Annotated in this window: 12 protein-coding genes; 8 read left to right on the forward strand and 4 right to left on the reverse strand. The window is 72.5% G+C overall.

Annotated elements, in window-relative coordinates; all coding sequences use genetic code 11:
- The first annotated feature begins 9 nt into the window (after window positions 1-9).
- The 3 genes from ACFSHS_RS01850 (at window position 10) to ACFSHS_RS01860 (ending at window position 7,860) form a co-directional block, all read left to right on the forward strand.
- Window positions 10-6,759, forward strand: coding sequence for a PA14 domain-containing protein (locus ACFSHS_RS01850; protein ID WP_376871019.1), 6,750 nt, complete (start codon window positions 10-12; stop codon window positions 6,757-6,759).
- Window positions 6,760-6,783: 24 nt separating this feature from the next.
- Window positions 6,784-7,473, forward strand: a complete 690-nt coding sequence (locus ACFSHS_RS01855; RefSeq protein WP_376871022.1) for a HEAT repeat domain-containing protein — start codon at window positions 6,784-6,786, stop codon at window positions 7,471-7,473.
- Window positions 7,474-7,593: 120 nt separating this feature from the next.
- Window positions 7,594-7,860, forward strand: a complete 267-nt coding sequence (locus tag ACFSHS_RS01860) for a hypothetical protein (RefSeq protein WP_376871025.1) — start codon at window positions 7,594-7,596, stop codon at window positions 7,858-7,860.
- Between the two features lie 152 nt (window positions 7,861-8,012).
- Here ACFSHS_RS01860 and ACFSHS_RS01865 read toward each other — a convergent pair whose 3' ends face one another.
- The 4 genes from ACFSHS_RS01865 to ACFSHS_RS01880 are packed head-to-tail and all read right to left on the reverse strand — an operon-like array spanning window position 8,013 to window position 11,570.
- A complete protein-coding gene (locus ACFSHS_RS01865; RefSeq protein ID WP_376871028.1) occupies window positions 8,013-9,638 on the reverse strand; it encodes a phospho-sugar mutase in 1,626 nt (541 codons plus the stop codon).
- Entirely contained in the window at window positions 9,635-10,468 is an 834-nt protein-coding gene (locus ACFSHS_RS01870) for an NAD-dependent epimerase/dehydratase family protein (protein WP_376871031.1), read from the reverse strand. The genes ACFSHS_RS01865 and ACFSHS_RS01870 overlap by 4 nt, the downstream gene beginning before the upstream one ends.
- Entirely contained in the window at window positions 10,465-11,274 is an 810-nt protein-coding gene (locus ACFSHS_RS01875; RefSeq protein WP_376871034.1) for a purine-nucleoside phosphorylase, read from the reverse strand. Before ACFSHS_RS01875 ends, ACFSHS_RS01870 begins: the two co-directional genes overlap by 4 nt.
- A 38-nt stretch (window positions 11,275-11,312) precedes the next feature.
- Window positions 11,313-11,570 (reverse strand): hypothetical protein, encoded by a 258-nt coding sequence (locus ACFSHS_RS01880; protein WP_376871037.1) that lies wholly within the window; start codon window positions 11,568-11,570, stop codon window positions 11,313-11,315.
- Window positions 11,571-11,818: 248 nt separating this feature from the next.
- On the opposite strand from ACFSHS_RS01880, the gene ACFSHS_RS01885 reads away from it, so the two are divergent.
- The 5 genes from ACFSHS_RS01885 to meaB are packed head-to-tail and all read left to right on the forward strand — an operon-like array spanning window position 11,819 to window position 19,549.
- Entirely contained in the window at window positions 11,819-13,024 is a 1,206-nt protein-coding gene (locus ACFSHS_RS01885; RefSeq protein ID WP_376871040.1) for a glutamate--cysteine ligase, read from the forward strand.
- Window positions 13,021-14,334 carry an amidohydrolase gene (locus tag ACFSHS_RS01890; protein WP_376871043.1) on the forward strand — a complete coding sequence of 438 codons (1,314 nt, stop codon included), beginning with the start codon at window positions 13,021-13,023 and terminating at the stop codon, window positions 14,332-14,334. The genes ACFSHS_RS01885 and ACFSHS_RS01890 overlap by 4 nt, the downstream gene beginning before the upstream one ends.
- Window positions 14,309-16,276, forward strand: coding sequence for a methylmalonyl-CoA mutase subunit beta (locus ACFSHS_RS01895; protein WP_376871045.1), 1,968 nt, complete (start codon window positions 14,309-14,311; stop codon window positions 16,274-16,276). Before ACFSHS_RS01890 ends, ACFSHS_RS01895 begins: the two co-directional genes overlap by 26 nt.
- Window positions 16,273-18,483 carry a methylmalonyl-CoA mutase gene (gene scpA, locus ACFSHS_RS01900; protein WP_376871047.1) on the forward strand — a complete coding sequence of 737 codons (2,211 nt, stop codon included), beginning with the start codon at window positions 16,273-16,275 and terminating at the stop codon, window positions 18,481-18,483. Before ACFSHS_RS01895 ends, scpA begins: the two co-directional genes overlap by 4 nt.
- A 43-nt stretch (window positions 18,484-18,526) precedes the next feature.
- A complete protein-coding gene (gene meaB / locus ACFSHS_RS01905) occupies window positions 18,527-19,549 on the forward strand; it encodes a methylmalonyl Co-A mutase-associated GTPase MeaB (RefSeq protein WP_376871050.1) in 1,023 nt (340 codons plus the stop codon).
- Window positions 19,550-19,718: the final 169 nt, after the last annotated feature.

The following is a 19,718-nucleotide window of genomic DNA, read 5'->3' on the forward strand; positions in this document are numbered from 1 at the left end:
TGCGACAGCATGAGCCGATCGACGCGCGCGCGGCGGGGTGTGGCGACACGGTCGGTCATCTCGATCCTGACCGCTCTGGCCGTCGTGGTCGGCACCGTTGAGGTGGCGTCCGCGACTCCACCGGCGGGCAGCGAAGCGGTCGAACCCCGCGAAACGCCCGTGCCGGGGCTGGAGTCCTCGGAGCCCAACACCAAGGCGGGTGCGCTACCGGAGGGCGACTTCTCCGACCCGCCGGAGCCGCAGGTCCCGCTGCCGCCCGATCCGCAGGCCGGTCGTCCGGCACCCACGCCCGAGGCGACGCGATTCGTCGAGGGCGAATCCAAGCTGGTCGATCGGACGGAGTACTCCGACATCTTCGAGAACCCCGACGGGACCCGGACCGAGCGCCTCAGCGGAAGCCCCGTCAACGTCGAGATCGAGGACGGCGAATGGGTGCCGATCGAGACGGAGGTGGCGGACGACCCCCGTATCGGCGGGCGCGTGGACCGGCACTCGCTGCGTCCGCGCTTCGCCCGCAACGCCGACGCTGGCACGCTCGTGTCGGTGCGTCGCAACGGCGTGACGGTGGCCTTCAGCCTCGAAGGAGCCTCGAACGCCCGCGCCCGACGGAACGGTTCCACGGTCACCTACCCGAACGCCCTGCCCGGCATCGACCTCCAATACCTGGTCGACACCGGCGAGGTGAAGGAGCAGCTGGTCCTGCACCGCGCGCCACGTGGGGCTCAGACCTGGCGGTTCCCCATGACGGTGACCGGTGGAGAGCCGGTCCTGGGCGACGACGGGCAGATCATCGTGTCGGACCGCTCGGGCACCGAGCAGGTCGTCATCCCCGCACCGGTGATGTGGGACTCCTCCGGTGTGGCCGGCCAGCAGGAGCCGGCCGAGGCGATGGTCGACGTCGAGCTGATCAAGGACGCCGACGGCTGGGTGGTCGAGCTCAGCCCGGACAAGGCGTGGCTCTCCGACCCCGCCCGCGTCTACCCGGTCATCGTCGACCCGCCGCTGCGCACGGCATCGGGGATCCAGGAGACGCGCGCCTACAAGAGCGACGGGTACTCCTGCATCAACTGCGGCATCCGCGCCGGCAACAGCCGGTCCTCCGGCCGCGACTCTTACTACCGCACCCTCGTGAAGTTCAACTACGACATCGGAGGACGGCAGGTCCTCGACGTCTTCGCCGACGTCCGAGTGGACTCCGGGTCCAACTCGTGGGAGCACACCTGGGTCAACCACGCTACCCAGTTCAACTACCACAGCATCGGTGAGGAGCTCGCCTACTTCGGCTCCGGGCCACCCGGCAACTGGGCCCAGGCGAACGACGACCGACTGACGGCGCGGTTCGCCCAGTGGGTGCGCGACTGGCAGCTCGGCGGCTGGCTGGTCATCCGCGGCGCCGAGGCGCCGGGCTGGTACACGTACAAGACCTATTCCATCTGGATGTACATCGACTACAACGAGCGTCCCTCGGTCAGCGCGTACCCGGCGCCCCCGGCTCCGGCGGACGGCGGGACGACCGGCACCATGCCGGTGCTGGCGGCCACGGGGCATGACCCCAACAACGACGCGATGCAGTACTACTTCCGCGTCGCCACCGGGGCCGACGGGGAGACCGGCGTCGTCTACAACTCGGGCTGGCAGAACGCCAATTACGTCACCGTGCCCGCGACGGCGAACCTGCGGTCGGGTGTCCGGTACTACTGGCGCGCCTACGTGAAGGACTCCTACGACGGGTGGTGGGGCACGGGGACGGTGGTCCCGGGCCCGGTCCGGTCGTTCGTCACCAACACCCCGCCACCCGCGGTGGACGCTGCGACGGCCGTGCCACAGGACAAGGCGGTCGTCGCGACCACGACGCCGACGCTCTCGACGGCACAGGTGATGAACCCCCAGGCGGGGGAGACCACGCGCTACTGGTTCCGGCTGGCCACCGGCTCCGACGCGCGCACCGGCTCGGTGCTCAACTCGGGCTGGCTGACCACACCGACCTGGACCCCGCCCGCGGGCAGCCTGCAGGACGGCGTGACGTACACGTGGACGGTTCTGACCGACGACGGCATCAGCACGACGACGCCGACGTGGGTGCGCTCGCTCCGCGTCGCCCTGCGCATCGGTGACGCCGGACCCGCGCCGACCGAGGCGGTCGGGCCGGTCATGGTCAACCTGGCCAACGGCAACGCGTCGCTGTCCTTCGGCTCGCCGCAGATCCCGACGGTCGCCGGACCCATGGGCCTGACCTTCGCCTACAACTCGCAGACGCCGACGAAGCGCGGCCTCACCGGCCGCTACTACGACGAGACGGGCCTGAGCGACATCGGCGGCCCGGACTGGAAGATCGGCGCCGGGCAGGAGCCGGTGATGGTGCGCACCGACCCGGCGGTCGCCTTCGACTGGGGCCTGGGATCCCCCGGTCCGGCCGTGCCCATGGACCGCTTCCTCGTGCAGTGGACCGGTTTCCTCACGCCGCCGACCGGGGTCTCCCTGGCCGGCTGGAAATTCGGAGTGACCCAGGACGACGGTGCCCGCGTGTGGGTGAACAACACCCTGGTGCTGGACCGCTGGTCGGACCAGGCCGGCGGCCCGAACTACGGCAACGCCGTCAACCTGACCGCGGCAGCCAACCCGCTCAAGGTCGAGTACTACGAGAACGGCGGGGGTTCCTCGCTCTCCCTCTGGGCGCAGCCGCCCACGGGTGCGGCGTTCATGGTGCCGGCGGACTGGCTGACCACGACGCCCGAGACGCTGCCCGCCGGCTGGACGGCGTCGGCGGCGCTCGCCGGCAATGTGGGGCAGTACGCCTCCGCAGACGTCAAGGAGGGCAGCGTCGTCCTGACCGACCTCTCCGGAAGCGCCCACACCTACACCCGGACCTCGGTCGGCGGCTACACCGCCCCGGAGGGTGAGTACGGCACGCTCGCCCTGGACGGCAAGGGTCAGGTGACGCTCCTGGACGAGGACGGGCAGACCTACGTCTTCGGCGCGAGCGGTCGGCTGGAGTCGGTCACCAGCCTCACGGACCAGCAGAAGCGGGCCGCGCACCGCTACACCCACGCCGGCTCCAGCGCCAAGGTGACGCAGGTCGAGGACCCCGTCTCCGGCCGGGTCATGACGCTCAAGTACGGCGGTGACGCGGCATGCCCGGTCGCCCCGGCTGGCCTCAGCGCGGCACCGGCGGGCCTGCTGTGCGCGATCAACTACCCCGACGGCACCAGCACGCGGCTCTTCTACACCGGCTCCGACGTGATGACCGCCCAGCTCGCCCGGATCGTCGACCCCGGCACCGAGGTCACCGACTTCGCCTACAACGCCGCGGGCCGCATGACCCGGATCAGGGACGCCATGGCCAATGACTGGCTGGCAGCTGACGCTTCTCGCAGCACGGAGGCGCCGGTCGCCACGGAGATCGCGTACGCCGCCGGTGGGCGCGTCGAGGCCGTGACCTTGCCGGCTCCTGACGGGCAGGCAGGAACGCCGCGGCCGGGTCGCTCCATCGCCTACGCCGCCTCCGGCGAGACCGGTGGGACGACGCACGTCGACGTAGCGGGCCTCGATGCGTCCGGAGGCCCGAACGGGCACTTCCGGACGGTCACCTACGACGCCTCCCTGCGGCAGCTAACGAGCACCGACGCCACGGGCGTGACTACGGGTTCGGAGTGGAACCACAAGGACCAGCCCCTGTCGACGACCGACGGTGCCGGCCGCAAGTCCACGACCATCTACAACGACCGCGATCTCGTCACCGACACCTACGGGCCTGCCCCGGCGTCGTGCTTCGGCGCCGACCGACGCCCGACATCGGCTTGTGCGGCCACCGTGCCGCACACCTCCAAGACCTATACCGGCCCGACCGGGCAGCCGGCGGGGCCGTTCAGGGCGCAGTTCTGGGCCAACCCGACGCTCTCCGGGCCGCCTACGCTCACTCATCAGGACATCGAGGTGGAGCACGGCCGCGGCGTCATACAGTGGAATTGGGGCGACTCCAGTCCCTGGTACGCGGCGGCCACGCCCCAGACGCCGATCGACAACTGGTCGGGCCGCTTCACCGGACTCCTGACCCTCGACAAGGTCGGCGCCTATCAGTTCCGGTTCTACTCCGATGACGGCGTGCGTCTGTGGATCGACGACACCCTCGTCGTGGATTCATGGCAACCGGGTGCGGCCCAGCCTCGCGGGCCTGCGACATTCGCCAACGCTGCAGAGGCCGGTTCAGCCACGGTGCCGGCCAAGCGGACGCACAGCTTCCGGGTGGACTACCAGGAGCTCAGCGGGGCGGCCTCGATCGACTTCCAGTGGCTGCCGCCGGGCGGTAGCACGTGGGAGACGGTGCCGAGCTCCTTCCTCAGCTCCGACATCGAACTGGTCACGAGCACGACCGAACACGACTCCGCCCCTGCGGCGCCTTCCGTGCGTACCGCGACGGTGTACAACGCGCCCGGTGAGTTCGGCGGCCACCTGACCGGGTTGCCGCGGGCAACGATCGTCGACCCTGGTGGTCTCGCGCTCGCCACCGGGGCTCGCCACAACGTCTACCAGCAGCGATCCTCCTGGACGTTGCCGGCGCAGCGGTACGACTCCGAGCATGCTGAGGTGCAGACCGCCTCCACCTACTGGGGTGACCGCGAGGGGCTGCCTGCCGCGACATGCGGAGTACCGGCGGGAACGCCACAGGGCGGCGCGCTCAAGACCAACGTCGGCCCGGTCAACTCCGAGGGCAAGCGGCTGGTCTGGGAGTACGTCTACGACGCCAGCGGGCGCGCTGCGGGCCTCAAGCGTGGATCCGAGGGCTGGACCTGTACGAGCTACGACGCTCGAGGCCGGGCGACGAAGGTCGAGCACCCAGCGTTCGGCGGGACCGCGGCGCGCACGGTGACCCACGACCATGCCGTGGGCGGCGATCCGCTGGTTAGCTCGGTGACCGACGCAGTCGGGACGATCACCGCGCAGGTGGATCTGCTGGGGCGGGGTGTGGTCTACACCGATGTCTGGGGGACCACGACCACCACCAGCTACGACCAGGCCGGGCGACAGACATCCTCGACGACGACATTGACCGGGGCAGTGCAGTCGACGCTCGGATGGACCTACGACCTAGCGGGACGTCCGCTGACTACCCAACGTGACGGTCTGACCCTCGCGGTCACGAGCTACGGCGCTGCTGGGGAGATCACGTCGGTCTCCTATCCCTCGGGCGCCGGCAAGGCCGGGAACGGCAGCTCCCTAGTGGCCACGGACCGCGACGGCGCGGGAGCAGTGACCGGGCTGGAGTGGGCGTTCCCGGAGGGGCAGGCGTCTGTCTCCGAGGCTCTGATCCGGTCGCAGGAGGGCAAGGTCCTCAGCAGCGTCGTCACCGATGGCGCGACGACCGCGATGTCGTCGTACACCTACGACGCGGCCGGGCGTCTTGTTGCGGCGTCCATACCGCGGCACACCCTCACCTACGACTACACCGACACGACCGCGTGTGGTGGTGTGGCCGGGGCAGTGGCGCAGGCGGGGAAGAACAGCAATCGCATGCGAGCCACCGACAGTCTCGACGGGGGACCAGCGCGTTCCACCACCTACTGCTATGACGCGGCCGACCGGCTCATCGCCACGATGACTGCAGGGGCGACCCCGGACACGAATCCGGTCATCGCCACGGACCTGACGACGGCAGGTGGGACCGCGGCGACGCTTGCCTACGACGGTCATGGCAATACCACGCGGCTGGCCGATCAGGTGCTGGCCTATGACAGCGCTGACCGGCACACCTCGACGACGCTGACCGACGGCACTGAGGTGACCTATGGCCGAGACGCGACCGACCGCATCGTGAGCCGCACGCATCGGCGGGCGGGGGCGAGCACGGCGACCACGACCCGCTACTCCTACACCAGCGACGGCGACACCCCCGAGGTCGTACTCGACGAGAACAACACTCTGCTCGAGCGAGTCCACGCATTGCCGGGAGGCGTGGTTCTGACGGATGCGACGAGTGCAGCCGACACTTGGGCATACCCGAACCTCCACGGCGACGTCATGGTCACCGCCGACAGTGAGGGGAACCGCAGCTCGGGACCGCTGATCTACGAACCCTTCGGCCAGGTGGCAGATGCGGGCACGGGAGGCATCGGTACGGGAGCCGCTGACGACGGTGCCGCGATGACGCGTACTGACGATCTTGCCATCGCCTGGCTCGGGCAGCACCAGCGTCCGTATGAATCCGTGGGGTCGATCGCGACCATCCAGATGGGCGCCCGCCAATACGTGCCAGCCCTTGGCCGGTTCATCGAGGTGGACCCGGTCGAGGGGGGGAGCGCGAGCGATTACGACTACACGAACGCGGATCCGGTCAACGCGACCGACCTGGACGGCCGCTGTCCGATGTGTCTTCCCGCCATCATCATCTTGGCCCGTGTTGCGGCGCAGGCGGCGGCGCGTGGCGCCCCCAGGGTCGCGGCCAGAGCTGGTGGGGCGGGCCCCGTTCGAGCCGGGCAGCAGGGCCTCTCACGAGCGGGCGTGATCCAGAGCAACACGCGTATCGTCGTGAACGGGCGTACTCGGATCCCGGACATCCTCAACCGAGCCGGGCGAGTCATCGGTGAGGTCAAGAACGTCAACTACCAGGCCTACACGCAGCAGTTGCGCGACTACGTCGCCTATGCGCAACGCAACAACTTCAGATTCGAGCTGCACGTGCGAGGGGGTTCCAACCCGACGAAGCTCTCGGGGCCCCTCCAGGCTGCCGTCAATTCCGGGCTCATCAGATTAGTGAGGTTCTAGGTGCCGGCGGAGGACGCCAAGGACGTGAACACCTTCATGGCAGAACTGGCTGCGGACCCGGACTATCAGGCCCGTATCGCCGCCCAGGACATGGAGCATGAGTGCATCGTCCAACGCAACCGGGTGGACGCAGCACCCTTGGCGTCGGCACTGGCCGAGCTGGGCTTCACGGTCGAGTTCCCGGAGGACCTGCTCGCCCAGGGAGTCGAGTATCGGGCGGCGATCCCGCTCCTGATCCGCTGGCTGCCGAGAATCGACAATCCGGACGTCAAATGCAGCGTCATCAGGGCGCTGACGGTGCCCTGGGCCGGTCCGGAAGCTGCTCGGGCGCTGGTCGAGGAGCTCCGGCGGACGTTGGTCTCTCCCGGTGAGCGGTCCGCGATGGTGGTCTTCGACATCGCCAATGCTTTGGAGGTGGTGGCCGACGAATCCGTCGCCGATGACCTGCTGGAGCTCTCCCGCGATCGTCGTGTCGACGCTGACGCTCGCGCGTTCCTCGTCCAGGCTCTCGGCGGTGTGCCCCAGGAACGCGTGGTGGACGCCCTTCTCGATGTGGTCCGGCAGGAGGAGGACCCCTTGGTGCTGACCGGAGCGCTGAACGCACTTGGGCGGCTGCGCGACCGTCGTGCCCGGGACATCGTCGAAACCTGCACCCACCACGGGGACCGGCGGGTACGGAAGGAAGCGCTACGGGTCCTGAAGAGGCTGCGTTGACGGCGTCCGGGGCTTCGGTCCACGCAGACGGAGCCTCTTGACATGTCCTACGATCTTGTGGTCTGGCGTGGTCGCCGGCCTCACGATGCCGAAGAGGCGGCAAGCCTTCACGAGGCCTACGTGCAGGTGGTGGAGCAGGTGGAAGCGCCGCCCAGTGCAGCGATCGAGTCCTTCCTCGACGACCTCACCGCCCAGGTCGCTGAGGACCCGGACTCCCGGTCGGGAGATCCGTGGGCCGGCTCCCCGTGGGACGACGCGGTGGGTGATGTGGCTGTCCTCAGCCTGCGAGAGGACCGAGCCGGTGCCGTCCTCGCCGTCTGCGGGCGGCTCGCAGCAGCGCACGGTCTGGTCTGTTACGACCCCCAGGCCGGCACCCTCGTCCGGTGACGCGCTGGAGCCCCAACCCTGGTCACTCCTCCGACCGGCAGAATCGGTCTGGTGTCGTCCTCGACGCATCGCCTGAGTTCCTTCTGGCCCTGTCCGAGACGACTTCTGGCCCTGTCCGAGACGAGTCGAGCGCCCGCTGACAGAGCTGAGGACTACAGACCCAGGGCCGTCGACATCTCCGCGCGGAGCTGGTCGAGCTCGTCCTCGCCGCGGCCGCGGGCGGCGATCAGGCCGGCGTCCTCGTGCACCGGGACGACCGTCTCGAGGTAGGCCTTGAGCTTGGGCTCGGTGCCGCTGGGCCGCACGATCACCCGGACGCCGTCGCCGAGCAGCCGCACCGCGTCGACCGGTGGGTCCCCCAGCGCCAGGTCGGCGTAGGTCACGTCCCGGCCGAGCAGGGTCGACGGGGGCTGCGCGCGCAGCCGGGCCATCGCGCCGGAGATGACCGACAGGTCCTCGACCCGCACCGACAGCTGGCCGGTGACGAACAGCCCGTGCTCGTGCGCCAGCTCGTCGAGCCGGTCGAGCAGCGTGCGGCCCCCGGCCTTCAGCTCCGCGGCCAGCAGAGCGACGGCGAGCGCGGCGGAGATGCCGTCCTTGTCCCGCGCCACCGACGGCGCCACGGCGTAGCCCAGCGCCTCCTCGTAGCCGAACACCAGCGGTGCCTCGGGCAAGCCGGCCCGGATGATCCACTTGAACCCGGTCGGCGTCTCCGCCGACGGAGCTCCGTGCGCCCTCGCGATCGCGTGCATCAGCGAGCCGCTGACCAGCGACGACGCGTACGTGCCCCGCACGCCGCGGCGCAGCAGCCAGTCGGCCAGCAGCGCGCCCACCTCGTCGCCGGTCAGCTGCCGCCCATCGCAGACCACCGCGCAGCGGTCGGCGTCCGGGTCCTCGGCGATCGCGAGGTCGGCGCCGATCCGCTCCGCCAGCGCCTGGAGCAGGTCGTTCGCGCCCGGCTCCTCCGGGTTGGGGAAGGCGACCGTCGGGAACGCGGGGTCGGGGGAGTCCTGTTCCGGCACGCTCACCGGCTCGGCGAGCCCCGCGGCGGCGAACACCGCCCGCGTCGTCTCCGCGCCCACGCCGTGCATGGCGGTGTAGGCCACCACGAGGTTCCGGCGGGAGGGCACCCCCGACGGCTCGAGCGCCGCCACGACGGCGGCCACGTAGTCGGCCTGCACGTCGTCGCCGAGGGTTCCCCAGTCGTCGGAGCGCGGCACCTCCCGCGCTGGGCCGACGGCGGTGATCGCCGCCTCGATCTCGCGGTCGGCCGGCGGCACCAGCTGCGCACCGTCGCCGAGGTAGACCTTGTAGCCGTTGTCGTCGGGCGGGTTGTGGCTGGCGGTCACCATCACCCCGGCCACGCAGCCCAGGTGCCGGACCGCGAACGCCAGCACCGGCGTGGGCAGCGCCCTCGGCAGCACCTGCACGGCGAACCCGGCCGCGGAGAGGACCTCCGCCGAGATCCGGGCGAACTCGTCGGACCGGCGGCGGGCGTCGTAGCCGATGACCACGCCGCCACCCGCGTGGCCGGCACCGGCCAGCCACGCGCCCAGCCCGACGGCCGCCCGGGTGACGACGGCCGCGTTCATCCCGGCCGGCCCGGCGCGCAGCGGCCCGCGCAGGCCCGCCGTCCCGAAGGTCAGCGGCCCGGCGAACCGGCGGCCGAGCTCCTGGACGTCCTGCGACTCGATCAGGGCCACGATCTCGGCCCGGTCGCCCTCGTGCGGATCGGCGTCGGCCCACGCGCGGGCCCTGGCCAGCAGGTCGCCGGTCACGGCTTCTCGAACTTCTCGGCGTCGTAGGCGTCAGTGGTGTACTCGCCGCCCACCCGCGCGTGCACCGGATCGGCCGGGTCCGGCTCGCCGTGGGCCTCGATCAGCGCCGCGGCGTAGACCTCGGCGTCGTCGGCCGGCTGGTAGCCCAGGGCCCGGGCGGCGGTGAGGTCCCACCAGTTGCGGGTGTTGGCCGACACGCCCCACACCACGGAGAACCCGGGCGAGGGCGCGGTCAGCGCGGCGTCCACGAGGGAGACGGTGTCGGCGGGGGAGAGCCACGTCGACAGCTGCCGCGTCGTCGTCGGCTCGGCGAAGGCGCTGCCGATCCGCAGGCAGACGACATCGAGCCCGTACCGGTCCACGTAGAGGGAGCCGAGCGCCTCCATCGCGACCTTGGAGACGCCGTAGTACGTGTCCGGCCGCGGCGGGGCGTCGACCTCGCGCAGCAGGCCGCCGTCGGGCCGCGGCGTGTACCCGGTGGCGTGGTTGCTGCTGGCCAGGACCACGCGCGACACGCCCGCCCGGCGGGCGGCCTCCAGCGCGCAGTACGTGCCGTGGATGTTCGCGTGCGAGATGGCCGGCCAGGTCGATTCCCCCGCGATACCGGCCAGGTGCACGACCGCCGACACCCCCCGCGTGGCCTCGACCACGGCGGCGAGGTCGGTGACGTCGGCGACGACGTGCTCCTCGCCGGGACGGCGATCGCCGACGGGCACGACGTCGAGGCAGCGCACCGCCCAGCCGCGCTCGGGCAGCCCGCCGCGCAGGACCGTGCCGATCCGGCCCGCGGCGCCCGTGACCAGGACCAGGTCCACGGCCTCCGCGATCACGGCATCCGCCCGATGAGGTCGACCAGGAACCGCCCGAGCCGGCCCGCCGCGGCCCGGCCGGCGGCGAGCACCTCCTCGTGGTCCAGCTTCTCGCCGGTGATGCCGGCCGCGGCGTTGGTGACCATCGAGAGCCCGAAGACCTCCAGGCCGGCCGCCCGGGCGGCGATCGCCTCCAGCGCCGTCGACATGCCGACCAGGTCGGCGCCGAGCGTCCGCAGCATCCGGATCTCGGCCGGCGTCTCGTAGTGCGGCCCGGGCAGCGCGGCGTACACCCCCTCGGTGAGCGTCGGGTCGAGCTCGCGCGCCAGCGCCCGCAGCCGGGAGGAGTAGAGGTCGGTGAGGTCGACGAAGGTGGCGCCGACCAGCGGCGAGCGCGCGGTCAGGTTCAGGTGGTCGCTGATGACCACCGCCTGCCCGACCCGGTGGTCGGGGGCCAGCCCGCCGGCGGCGTTCGTGAGCACGACGGTCCTCACGCCCGCGGCCGCCGCGGTGCGCACCCCGTGCACGACCGGGTCGACCCCGCGCCCCTCGTAGAAGTGGGTCCGGCCGAGGAAGAGCAGGACGCCCCGGTCACCGACGCGCACGGAGCGCACCTCGCCGCCGTGCCCCACGGCCGTGGGGGCGGCGAACCCGGGCAGGTCACCGATCCCCACAGCCGCCGCGGCGGGACCGAACGCGTCGGCGGCCGGCGCCCAGCCCGAACCCATGACGACCGCGACGTCGTGCGGCCCGCCCAGGGCGGCGGTGAGGTCGTCGGCCGCCAGGGCGGCGAGGGCGTGGGGGTCGGTTCCGGGGAGCTGGCTCACGCACGGACGCTAACGCAGCGCCGCGGGAAGCCGTTCCGCTAGCGATCGGTGAGGTCGGCCGTGCACTCCGGCTGCCGGGACAGGTAGCTGTCGAAGCCGTCGGAGACGACCCGGTGGCCGTCGTCGTCGATGGTGCCGGGCCAGGTCCCGGCGGCGGCGATCTTCGCGGCGCACGGGTCCACGTTCAGCGACGGCGGGTCGGCGGTGGCGATGCCGCCGGAGCCGACCAGGAGCAGGGTGGCGACGCCGGTGACCGCGGCGGCGCGGCCGCGGTGCAGCGAGGGACGGATGGACATGTGCGGAACCTCCTGTCGGCGCGGAACCGGGACCGAACCGGGCTGCGGCAGGCACAGGGCGGGTGGGTGAGCCGGTCCTGCGGGAGATGGACCGTGCCGTGGCTGTCGTCCGGTGCGCGCCGGGCGAGGCCGACGTCGGGAGGAGGCACCCCGGGCCGGCCGGGATACAGCGCCGTCCGCGCCCACCGGCCGCAGTGACCGTGCTCCGTCAGGGGGTGGGGACGGGTGATCGAACCTAGACTTCCGACGTGCGGATCCCCTTCCGGTCCTCGGAGCGCGCCAGCCTGGGCGTGGAGTGGGAGCTGCAGCTCGTCGACCGGGACACCCGGGAGCTGTCCGCCGGGGCCGTCGAGATCCTCGACGAGATCCGCCCCGACGGTGCCGGGGAGCACCCCAAGGCCAAGCACGAGCTGCTGCAGTCGACCATCGAGATCATCACCGGCGTCTGCACCACGGTGGGCGAGGCCAAGGGCGACCTCGCCGGCACCCTCGCCGAGGTGAGCGCCGCGGCCGACCGCCGCGGGCTGGCCCTGATGTGCGCCGGCACCCACCCGTTCACCGACTGGCAGAGCCAGCTGATCTCGCCCAAGGAGCGCTACCTCCAGCTGGTGGAGCGGATGCAGTGGCTGGCCCGGCGACTGCAGATCTTCGGGGTGCACGTGCACGTCGGCGTCCGCGCGCCGGAGAAGGCGATCCCGGTCGTCAACGCGCTGTGCCAGTACCTGCCGCACTTCCTGGCGCTGTCGGCGTCCTCGCCGTTCTGGGTCGCCTGCGACACCGGGCTGGCCTCGGCGCGGACCAAGGTCTTCGAGGGCATGCCGACCGCGGGACTGCCCTACCAGCTCTCCGGCTGGGACGAGTTCGAGACCTACATGGAGACGCTGATCTCCACGAACGCGATCGAGAGCGTCCGCGAGGTGTGGTGGGACATCCGGCCGCACCCCGATTTCGGCACCGTCGAGCTGCGGGTCTGCGACGGGCTGCCCACCCTCGACGAGGTCGGCGCGGTCGCCGCGCTGGCCCAGTGCCTGGTCGAGCAGTTCGACAGCCAGCTCGACCGCGGCTACACGCTGCCCAGTCCCGCCGACTGGGTGCTCCGGGAGAACAAGTGGCGGGCGGCCCGCTACGGGCTCGACGCCGACATCGTCGTCGACGAGAAGGGCACCGTCCGCCCGGTGCGGCAGGCGATCATCGACCTGGTGGAGGACCTCACCCCGACGGCGAAGCGGCTGGGCTGCGAGGCCGAGCTCCTCGACGTCGAGCGGATCCTCGCGGTGGGGGCCTCCTACCAGCGGCAGCGGGCCGTGGCCGCGGCCACCGGCGGCGACCTGCGCGCGGTCGTGGACAGCCTGGTCACCGAGATGCGCGAGGGTCTCCCCTCCTCGGGTCCGGCCGGTCACCCCACCGGGCCGGTGCCGGGGCCTGCCGACTGCGCCGGAGGGCACGCGGCATGACGCCCGTCGTCGAGAAGCTGGGCGCGGCCGTCGACGACTGGGTGACCGCGCACCACCCCCAGCTCGTCGCCACCCGCCGGCACCTGCACGCCCACCCGGAGCTCGCCTTCGCCGAGTTCGAGACCACCGCGTTCCTCGAGCAGCGGCTGCGTGCCCACGGGCTCACCCCGCGGCGGCTGCCCACCGGCACGGGGCTGGTCTGCGAGGTCGGGGCCGGCGACCCGACGGTCGTGCTCCGGGCCGACATCGACGCGCTGCCGCTGCCCGACCTAAAGGACGTCCCCTACGCCTCGACCCGCGAGGGCATGTGCCACGCCTGCGGCCACGACGTCCACACCACCGTCGTCCTCGGCGTGCTCGTCGCCCTCGCGTCGATGGACGGCCTGCCCGGCACGGTCCGGGCGGTGTTCCAGCCGGCGGAGGAGACGGTGCCCGGTGGCGCCACGGAGGTGGTCGCCTCCGGCCTCCTCGACGGTGCGACCCGCGCGTTCGCGCTGCACTGCGACCCGTCGGTGCCCGCCGGGAGGATCGGGCTGCGCACCGGCGCGATCACCGCGGCCTGCGACCGCATGGACGTCACGCTGACCGGTCCAGGCGGGCACACCGCCCGCCCGCAGCTCACCGTCGACCTCGTCGACGCCCTCGGCCGGCTCATCACCGACCTGCCCGGCCTGCTCTCCCGCCAGGTCGACCCCCGCGCCGGGATGTCCCTGGTGTGGGGCGCGGTGAACGCCGGCATCGCCGCCAACGCCATCCCCCAGCGCGGCCAGCTGCGGGGAACCGTGCGCGTCCTCGACCGGGAGGCCTGGAAGACCGCCGAGGACCTGATGCGCACGCTGGTGGAGCGCGTCGCCGCCACGACCGGGGCCGAGGTGGACGTCGACTACGTCCGAGGGGTGCCGCCGGTGGTCAACGACCCCCGCGCCGTCGCGCTGATGCGGGCAGCCGCCCTGGAGACGGTCGGCAGCGACCACGTCGAGCTCTCGCCGCAGTCCATGGGGGGCGAGGACTTCGGCTGGTTCGCCGACGTCATGCCGATCGCCCTGGCCCGGCTCGGCACGCACGGGGGCGGCGCCCCCCTCGACCTGCACCGCGGCACGTTCGACGTCGACGAGCGCGCGATCGGCGTCGGCGTCCGGCTCCTGGCCCGCACCGCGCTGCACGCGCTGGAGGCCGACGCGGAGCCGCGACCCTCCGGCGCGCAGCCACCCCCGCGTGCCCGGCGCCCGGCGCCCGGAGACACTTCTGCCCGACGAGCCTTCGACGAGAGGCGGGAACCCGGCGATGAGTTCCACCGACCATCAGGCTGACGCACCGGCGGGCGCCGATGCGGAGGTGCCGGCCGAGCACGCGGTGCCGCGGGACCTCGCTCTCGCGGCCGACTTCGAGCCGGCCACGCGGGACCAGTGGCGCGAGCTCGTCGCCGGGGTCCTGCGCAAGGCCGGCCGCGAGGAGCTGCCCGACCCGGTCGAGGAGGCGCTGAGCCGCACCGTCGCCACGGGGGTGCGCGTCGCCCCGCTGTACACCGCGGAGGACGCCGGCGACCTGCCGCGAGCCGTCGGGGTGCCGGGGCTGCCACCCTTCGTGCGGGGCGCGCGCCCGGGGGGCGGTCCTGCCGGATCGGCCGAGGTCAGCGCCGCCGGGGGCGCCCAGGGCGGGGCCCCCGCCGGCTGGGACGTCCGTCAGCGGCACGCGCATCCCGACGTCGCGGTCACCAAGGAGGCGATCGCGGCCGACCTGGAGAACGGCGTGACCTCGCTGTGGCTTGCGGTCGGCGACGGCGCGGTGCCGGTCGACTCGCTCGCCGACGTGCTCTCGGACGTCTACCTCGACCTGGCGCCGGTGGGCGTCTCGGGCGGGCTGCCGGCGGCCGAGGCGTTCCTCGCCCTCGCCGAGGGCCGGGAACTGGCGCCCGGCGGATCGCTGGGCCTCGACCCGCTGGGGCTGCACGCCGCGACCGGGCAGCCGCAGGACCTCACCGGACTGGCCGACGTCGCCCGCCGGGCCGCGGCGCACGCCGGCCTGCGGACGGTCGTCGTCGACGCCACCGTCTTCGCCGATGCCGGCGCCTCCGTCGTGGAGGAGATCGGCTGCTCCCTCGCCGCCGGCGTCGCCTACCTGCGGGCGCTCACCGACTCCGCGGACGGGCGACCGGGCCTGTCCGTCGACGAGGCCTTCGGCCAGCTCGAGTTCCGCTACAGCGCGAGCGCGGACCAGTTCACGACGATCGCCGGCCTGCGCGCGGCCCGCCGGCTGTGGGACCGGGTGGGCGAGGTCAGCGGCGCCGCCCCGGAGGCCCGGGCCCAGCGCCAGCACGCCGTCACCTCCTCGGTGATGACGACGAAGCGCGACCCCTGGGTGAACATGCTGCGCACCACGGTGGCCTGCTTCGCCGCCGGGGTGGGCGGCGCCGACGTCGTCACCGTGCAGCCCTTCGACGCCGCGCTGGGCCTGCCCGACTCGTTCTCCCGGCGGATCGCGCGCAACACGCAGAGCCTGCTGGTCGAGGAGGGCTCCCTGGCCCGCGTGCTCGACCCGGCCGGCGGCTCCTGGTACGTCGAGTCGCTCACCGACCAGGTGGCCCGGGCCGCGTGGGACTGGTTCACCGAGATCGAGCGGGCCGGGGGCCTGGCCGCGGCCCTGGACTCCGGCCTGGTCCGCGACCGCCTCGCCGCCGCGTGGCAGGACCGGGCGACGCGGCTGGCGCACCGCACCGACGCGATCACCGGCGTCAGCGAGTTCCCGAACCTGGGGGAGAAGCTCCCGTCGCGGGAGCCGTCGCGGCTGGCCCAGCCCTCCGGCGGGCTGCCCCGGGTGCGCGCCGCCCAGGAGTACGAGGCCCTGCGGGACGCGGCCGACGCCGCGCCCGAGCGGCCGAAGGTCTATCTCGCCACCCTCGGCCCGATCGCCCGGCACACCGCGCGCGCGACGTTCGCGGGCAACCTGTTCCAGGCCGGCGGGCTGGAGACGCCCGCCGGGGACGGCGCGAGCGGCTTCGCCGACGCCGGGACGACGGTGGCCTGCATCTGCGGCACCGACAGGGACTACGCGTCGCAGGCCGCGGCGCTGGCGGACGAGCTACGCCGGGCCGGCGCGACCCAGATCTGGCTCGCCGGCAAGCCCGACCTCGCCGTGGACGGCGTCGACGGGTACGTCTTCACCGGCTGCGACGCCTTGAGCGTCCTGCGGACCGTGCACGACCAACTGCTCGGCAACAGTGGCCACGACGACCCCCTGGGAGGTCAGGCATGAGCGGGATTCCCGACTTCGGTTCCGTCGAGCTGAGCCGTCCGGCGGCCACGTTCTCGGCCGACGACTGGGCCAAGGCGTTCAAGGAGGCGACCGGCCGGGGCGTCGAGGAGTCCACCTGGGAGACACCGGAGGGCATCGCCGTCCCGCCGCTGTTCACCCCGGAGGACCTGGCCGGGCTGGACTTCCTGGACACCTATCCCGGTATCGCGCCCTACCTGCGCGGGCCCTACCCGACCATGTACACGACCCAGCCCTGGACGATCCGGCAGTACGCCGGCTTTTCGACGGCGGCGGAGTCCAACGCCTTCTACCGGCGGAACCTGGCGGCGGGGCAGAAGGGCCTGTCGGTCGCGTTCGACCTGCCCACCCACCGCGGCTACGACTCCGACCACCCGCGCGTCGTCGGCGACGTCGGCATGGCGGGTGTCGCCATCGACTCGATCCTCGACATGCGGCAGCTCTTCGACGGCATCCCGCTCGACCGGATGAGCGTCTCGATGACCATGAACGGCGCCGTCCTGCCGGTGCTGGCGCTCTACATCGTCGCGGCCGAGGAGCAGGGGGTCGCGCCGGACCAGCTCACGGGGACCATCCAGAACGACATCCTCAAAGAGTTCATGGTGCGGAACACCTACATCTATCCGCCCAAGCCCTCGATGCAGATCATCAGCGACATCTTCGCGTTCACCTCGCACGAGATGCCGCGGTTCAACTCGATCTCGATCTCCGGCTACCACATCCAGGAGGCCGGGGCGACCGCCGACCTCGAGCTGGCCTACACCCTCGCCGACGGCGTGGAGTACCTGAAGGCCGGCAAGGACGCCGGGATCGACGTCGACAAGTTCGCGCCGCGGCTGTCGTTCTTCTGGGCGATCGGGATGAACTTCTTCATGGAGGTCGCCAAGCTGCGGGCCGGCCGGCTGCTCTGGGCCAAGCTCGTGAAGGAGGCCGGCGCGCAGAACCCGAAGTCGCTGGCGCTGCGCACGCACTCGCAGACGTCGGGCTGGTCGCTGACCGCGCAGGACGTCTACAACAACGTCGTCCGCACCTGCCTGGAGGCGATGGCCGCGACCCAGGGGCACACCCAGTCGCTGCACACCAACGCCCTCGACGAGGCGCTCGCGCTGCCCACCGACTTCTCCGCACGGATCGCCCGCAACACCCAGCTGCTGCTGCAGCAGGAGTCGGGGACGACGCGCGTCATCGACCCGTGGGGCGGCTCGGCCTACGTGGAGAAGCTCACCTACGACCTGGCCCGCCAGGCGTGGGCGCACATCCAGGAGGTCGGCGAGCACGGCGGCATGGCCCAGGCCATCGACGACGGTATTCCGAAGCTGCGCATCGAGGAGGCCGCCGCCCGCACCCAGGCCCGCATCGACTCGGGCCGGCAGCCGGTCATCGGCGTCAACAAGTACCGGGTCGACGCCGACGAGGCGATCGAGGTGCTCCGCGTCGACAACGCCGACGTCCTGGCGCAGCAGAAGGCCAAACTGGAGGAGCTGCGGGCCTCCCGCGACGCCGGCGCCGTCCAGGACGCGCTGCGCCGGCTCACCGACGCCGCGCGGGCGGCCGCGGAGGGACGGCGGGGGAGCGACCTCGACTCGAACCTGCTCAAGCTCTCCGTCGACGCCGCCCGGGCCAAGGCCACCGTCGGGGAGATCTCCGACGCCCTGGAGGTGGTCTACGGACGGCACGCCGGCCAGGTCCGCACCATCTCCGGTGTGTACCGCGACGAGGCAGGAGCTTCCGGGCCCATGGAGGAGACCCGCCGCATGGCCGAGGCGTTCGAGGAGGCGGAAGGTCGCCGCCCGCGCATCCTCGTCGCCAAGATGGGGCAGGACGGTCACGACCGCGGCCAGAAGGTCATCGCCACCGCCTTCGCCGACCTCGGCTTCGACGTCGACGTGGGCCCGCTGTTCCAGACGCCGGAGGAGGTCGCCCGGCAGGCGGTCGAGGCCGACGTCCACATCGTCGGGGTCTCGTCGCTGGCCGCCGGCCACCTGACGCTCGTGCCGGCGCTGCGGGACGCGCTGGCCGAGCTGGGGGCCGAGGACGTGATGATCGTCGTCGGCGGCGTCATCCCGCCCGACGACGTCCCGACCCTCAAGGAGATGGGCGCCGCGGCGGTGTTCCTGCCCGGCACGGTCATCGCGGAGGCCGCGCAGGACCTGCTCCGGGCGCTGTCGCAGCGCCTCGGCCACTCGTGAGGACGACGGCCGAAGTGGCCACTTCGGCCGTCGGGGGAGGCGCATGAGGCGCGAGATCGACGTCCCGGCGCTGGCCGAGGGGGTGCTGGCCGGGAACCGCCGGGTGGTGGCGCGCGCCATCACCCTGGTGGAGTCGCGGCGGGCCGACCACCGGCAGAAGGCGCAGGATCTGCTCGTCGAGCTGCTGCCGCACGCCGGGGGAGCGCGGCGGGTCGGCATCTCGGGCGTGCCGGGGGTCGGCAAGTCGACCTTCATCGACCAGCTCGGGGTCGACCTCACCGCCGGCGGCGCGAAGGTGGCGGTGCTCGCGGTCGACCCGTCGTCGGCCCGGTCGGGCGGCTCGATCCTCGGGGACAAGACCCGGATGGCCCGGCTGTCGGTCGACCCGAACGCCTTCATCCGCCCGTCGCCGACCTCCGGGACGCTCGGCGGGGTGGCGCAGGCGACCCGGGAGTCGATGGTCGTCGTCGAGGCGGCCGGCTACGGCGTCGTCCTGGTCGAGACGGTCGGCGTCGGGCAGTCGGAGATCACCGTCGCCGAGATGGTGGACTCGTTCCTGTTCCTGACCCTGGCCCGCACCGGCGACCAGCTGCAGGGCATCAAGCGCGGCATCCTCGAGATCGCCGACGTCATCGCCGTCAATAAGGCCGACGGCGACGGTGCGCCGGCCGCCCGCAAGGCCGCGCGCGAGCTGGCCGGCGCGATCCGGATGCTGCGCGGGCACGACGAGACGTGGGACGTGCCGGTGCTGACCTGCGCGGGGCTCACCGGCGACGGACTGGCCGAGGTGTGGGCCAAGCTGGTCGAGCACCAGGATCGGATGAGGGCGTCCGGGCAGTTCGACGAGCGGCGCCGCATGCAGCAGGTGCGCTGGACCTGGCAGCTGGTCCGTGACTCCCTCGAGCACCAGCTGCGGTCCCATCCCGGCGTGCGGGCCGCCGTCCCGGGCCTGGAGAAGGCGGTGCTGGCGGGGGAGCTGACCCCGGCCCTGGCGGCGCAGCAGATCCTGCAGACGTTCCTCGCCGCCCCCGAGCACGCCCCATCCCCGGCGATCATGGCGCCGTGACCACCTATTGGGCCCTCGGAGTGGTTCTCGCGCCATGATCACGGGGATGTCCCCAGTGGCGGGTCTCTTCCACAGATGTCGGACGCCCTCGCCGGGGCACGGAGTCGACGTCGAGGGTCGACACCGTGCAGCGAACCCTCGCCCGCCTGGCGACGTGTCAGGGCGGCGT

Origin of the sequence: Blastococcus deserti (genome assembly GCF_042682525.1) — a bacterium.
Lineage (GTDB): Bacteria > Actinomycetota > Actinomycetes > Mycobacteriales > Geodermatophilaceae > Blastococcus_B > Blastococcus_B deserti.

What these genes read in the sequence shown, in the direction of transcription:
- ACFSHS_RS01850 (WP_376871019.1), top strand. Translation starts at nt 10, where the DNA reads ATGAGCCGATCGACGCGCGCGCGGCGGGGTGTGGCGACACGGTCGGTC.
- ACFSHS_RS01895 (WP_376871045.1), top strand. Translation starts at nt 14,309, where the DNA reads ATGAGTTCCACCGACCATCAGGCTGACGCACCGGCGGGCGCCGATGCG.
- ACFSHS_RS01880 (WP_376871037.1), bottom strand. Translation starts at nt 11,570, where the DNA reads ATGTCCATCCGTCCCTCGCTGCACCGCGGCCGCGCCGCCGCGGTCACC.
- meaB (WP_376871050.1), top strand. Translation starts at nt 18,527, where the DNA reads ATGAGGCGCGAGATCGACGTCCCGGCGCTGGCCGAGGGGGTGCTGGCC.
- ACFSHS_RS01890 (WP_376871043.1), top strand. Translation starts at nt 13,021, where the DNA reads ATGACGCCCGTCGTCGAGAAGCTGGGCGCGGCCGTCGACGACTGGGTG.
- scpA (WP_376871047.1), top strand. Translation starts at nt 16,273, where the DNA reads ATGAGCGGGATTCCCGACTTCGGTTCCGTCGAGCTGAGCCGTCCGGCG.